Below are 3,483 nucleotides of genomic sequence, written 5' to 3'. Positions count from 1 at the left end.
GACCGGGATGTCCGACCTGATCCGGCGGGCACTCGGCGAAACCATCCGCATCGAAACGGTGCTGGCGGGAGGCTTGTGGAAAACCCATGCCGACCCGAGCCAGATCGAGAACGCCGTTCTCAACCTGGCCGTCAACGCCCGCGACGCCATGGGCGATGACGGCAAGCTGACCATCGAGACCGCCAACAGCCATCTCGACGACAGCTACGCCGCCGCCCATGCAGAAGTCGCGGCCGGCCAGTATGTGATGATCGCCGTCAGCGATACCGGTTCGGGCATGACCCCCGATGTCATGGCCAAGGCCTTCGAACCCTTCTTCACCACCAAGCCGGTCAACAAGGGCACCGGCCTTGGATTGAGCCAGGTGTTCGGCTTCGTCAAACAGTCGGGCGGCCACGTCAACATCTATTCCGAGCCCGGCGAAGGCACGACAATCAAGATCTACTTGCCGCGGTATTTCGGCGCCGAAGAGCCGGCCGTGCCCACCGGGCGCGGCGACAACTCCGCCGCACCGGTCGCCGAAACGATCCTTGTCGTCGAGGATGATGCCCGCGTGCGGGTCTCCACCACCGAGGCCATACGCGAACTCGGATACACCGTCATTGATGCCGCAAGCGGCGAGGAAGCGTTGCAGAAACTGGCGGAAAACCCGAAGGTCGCCCTGCTGTTCACCGACATCGTCATGCCCGTCATGAACGGCCGCAAGCTGGCGGAAGAGGCCGTTGCCCGCATGCCGCTGCTGAAGGTGATCTTCACCACCGGCTTCACCAGGAACGCCGTGGTCCACAACGGCGTGCTCGACCACGACGTGCATTTCCTCGCCAAGCCCTTCACCATCGAGCAACTGGCAGCGAAACTGCGTGACGTGCTTGGCACGACGCAGGTCGCAGCGGACTGATCACAATCGCTTCAGCCTGACGCAGCCGCGCGTCTCCAAAGGCCGGGATAGTCGACAACGAAGCCGTGCGGCGAGACGTTGAGGGTTTCGTCATAGCCGAACACCGGCGCGGCATAGGCATAGCGAACCGTGTCGAGACGCCGATAGGTCTGATCGAGGCGCACCAGCCTCAGTTCAGGGAAAGTCAGGTAGGCCGCCGGGGCAGGCGACGCTTCGCCGATCCCGAGGCCATACCGGCGGATCGCCACCAGGTTCGATGCCGGTGTGAAGCCAAGATCGACGTCGACAAGACCGTCGACACCCTGCTGGACTTCGCCGTTCAGCGTCCACTGGCCGTTGAAATCGCGTTCGATCGCATAATGCAGCTGGCGCGTGCCGAGAAAGCCTTCGACAAGCGCCGCCCGTGTGTGCCAGCCGGCATCGCAATCCACCCCGTAGGCGAGGCAGCACGGCTTGCCGTCCTGGATGAAGATGGCTTGTCCCTTGAGGCTGTGCCCGCCATCGGTCTGCGCAAGCAGACAGGCATCATGCCCCTCCACGTCCAGCCGATGCCAGAGGATCGAAGCCGTCATTGCTGTCATCGTCACCTCCTTCGAGTTCAAAACGATGATGTGTTCCTTCGCCCGCCAGGCCAATTGTGTTTCACCGCGGCGCACTCCAGCTGACATGCCCTGACAGAATCCGGCTCCCTGCCGGCAGAGGAAAATTGTTGCCTTGACATTCGCGGCTTCACGCCCGACTTCCTAGCGCATGGCCCCGAAATCGAAGTCGATTTCGGAAAGGATCATGCGCAGAATCTAAAGTGCTACAGCGTCCTTTGCGCGTCCAAGAGGACGCGCGGCGCTGTAGTGTCGAGGAGACCAACCTATGCCAGAGCCCCGACGATCGACGATCGATGCCGGAGAAGTGGAACGCTTTTCCGCCCTTGCCGCCGAATGGTGGAACCCGAACGGCAAGTTCCGTCCCCTGCACAAATTCAATCCGGTCCGGCTGGCCTATATCCGCGACCAGATAGCGACGCGCTTCGGCCGTGACCCACGCGCTGCAAGGCCTTTCGAGGGACTGCGCATCCTCGACATCGGTTGCGGCGGCGGACTTTTGTGCGAGCCGATGGCGCGGCTTGGCGCCGAGGTTGTGGGCGCGGATGCCTCCGAAACCAACATCGAAGTGGCCAAGCTGCACGCCGCCGAAGGCAATGTCAGCGTCGACTATCGCGCCACGACGGCCGAGGACCTTGCCGACGCCGGCGAGAAATTCGACGTCATCCTCAACATGGAAGTGGTCGAGCATGTCGCCGACATCGACCTGTTCGTCGCCAAATGCGGCGAGATGGTGCGGCCCGGCGGCATCATGTTCGTGGCCACCATCAACCGCACGCTGAAGGCGCTGGGCTTAGCCATCATCGGCGCCGAATATGTGCTGCGCTGGCTGCCGCGCGGCACCCACCAGTTCGGCAAGCTGGTGCGCCCGGAAGAGCTCGAAAAGGCGCTTGCCGGCGCCGGCCTGACCATCATCGACCGCACCGGCGTCACCTACAATCCGCTGGCCGACCGCTGGGCGCGGTCGAAGGACATGGACGTCAACTACATGGTCCTGGCGGAAAAAGGCTCGGTCTGATCTATTCAGAATTCAGCGGCCTGTAGCCGCCGCGCCAGTAGATCAGCGCCTGGCCGGCATCGGACGTGCGCACGGCCTCGACCGAACCGATGACGATGGAATGCGTGCCGCGATCGATCATCTCATCGAGGCTGCAGTCGAATGCGGCCACCGCGTCCGAAAGCAGCAAAGCTCCGGTCTTGAGCGTCACCCATTCGGCGCCCTCATAGCGGTCCTTGCCCTTGATGCCGCCGAAGCCGGAGAACCGCTCGGCCACGCGCTGATGCTGGGGGCCAAGCGAGTTGACGCCGAAATGCCGGTAGCGTTCGATCACCGGCCAGGTCGACGATGACCGGTTGACGCAGGCGATCACCTTGGGCGGCTCGGCCGACAGCGAGACGACCGAAATGACCACCAGACCGGAGCGATCCTCGCCGGTGCCGGCGGTGATGACGCTGACATTGCCGACGATCAGCCGCATCGCGGCGCGAAAATCAGCTACATCGACGGCAGTCTCCTCGGATGTCTTCGGTTCGGTCATGGCTTGCTCCAGAGCACGATTCCAAAAAGGGAAAGGTCCTCGGAAAAGACCACGCTCAAACAAGAAGATAAAGCAGATCTGGATACAAATTCAGGTGAGATCGGCTCCAGGCGCGAAGGCAGTTCGGATCCCCTGCGACCGCTCACGCCTTCTGGCTTTGTGCCCTGGTGGTGATGAACACGCCGGCGGTGATGATGAGCGCGCCTGCCCAGGTCAGCAGTTGATAGTGCTCGCCGAGGAAGAGGGTTCCGGCAAACAGGCCGACGGCCGCCGCCACATAACCGATCTGGCTGAGATAGACCGGACCGCCGACCGCCTGCAGCCGGAAGAAGAACGCGAACATCGCCGATGCCGACGCAACCTGCGCGACGACGACCAGCGGCACGCCGCCGAGTGGGACGAAAGCTTCGCCGCCGAACAGGAGGAGAATGCCGGCAACATCTATCGC

5 protein-coding genes are annotated in these 3,483 nt (G+C 62.9%); 2 read left to right on the top strand and 3 right to left on the bottom strand.

The window, feature by feature from the left end; all coding sequences use genetic code 11:
• Positions 1–898: ATP-binding protein (locus EN991_RS28290; protein ID WP_127274520.1), on the top strand; the 898-nt coding region annotated here is incomplete at its 5' end.
• 11 nt (positions 899–909) lie between these two features.
• Here EN991_RS28290 and EN991_RS28285 read toward each other — a convergent pair.
• The gene (locus EN991_RS28285; RefSeq protein WP_127369983.1) at positions 910–1,479 is read right to left on the bottom strand and encodes a putative glycolipid-binding domain-containing protein; all 570 of its coding nucleotides are present in this window, start codon (positions 1,477–1,479) and stop codon (positions 910–912) included.
• A 286-nt stretch (positions 1,480–1,765) separates the two neighbouring features.
• Between EN991_RS28285 and ubiG the strand changes: the two genes are divergently transcribed.
• Entirely contained in the window at positions 1,766–2,515 is a 750-nt protein-coding gene (ubiG, locus tag EN991_RS28280) for a bifunctional 2-polyprenyl-6-hydroxyphenol methylase/3-demethylubiquinol 3-O-methyltransferase UbiG (RefSeq protein ID WP_013529456.1), read from the top strand.
• Position 2,516: 1 nt separating this feature from the next.
• Here ubiG and EN991_RS28275 read toward each other — a convergent pair whose 3' ends face one another.
• A complete protein-coding gene (locus EN991_RS28275; RefSeq protein ID WP_063173138.1) occupies positions 2,517–3,035 on the bottom strand; it encodes a flavin reductase family protein in 519 nt (172 codons plus the stop codon).
• 142 nt (positions 3,036–3,177) lie between these two features.
• Positions 3,178–3,483: DMT family transporter (locus EN991_RS28270; protein ID WP_164769423.1), on the bottom strand; the 306-nt coding region annotated here is incomplete at its 5' end.

Source organism: Mesorhizobium sp. M7A.F.Ca.US.005.03.2.1 (assembly GCF_003997795.1).
GTDB classification, from domain to species: domain Bacteria; phylum Pseudomonadota; class Alphaproteobacteria; order Rhizobiales; family Rhizobiaceae; genus Mesorhizobium; species Mesorhizobium ciceri.
Note: the sequence above shows the minus strand (reverse complement) of the source record. Positions and strands in the feature narration are given on the sequence as shown.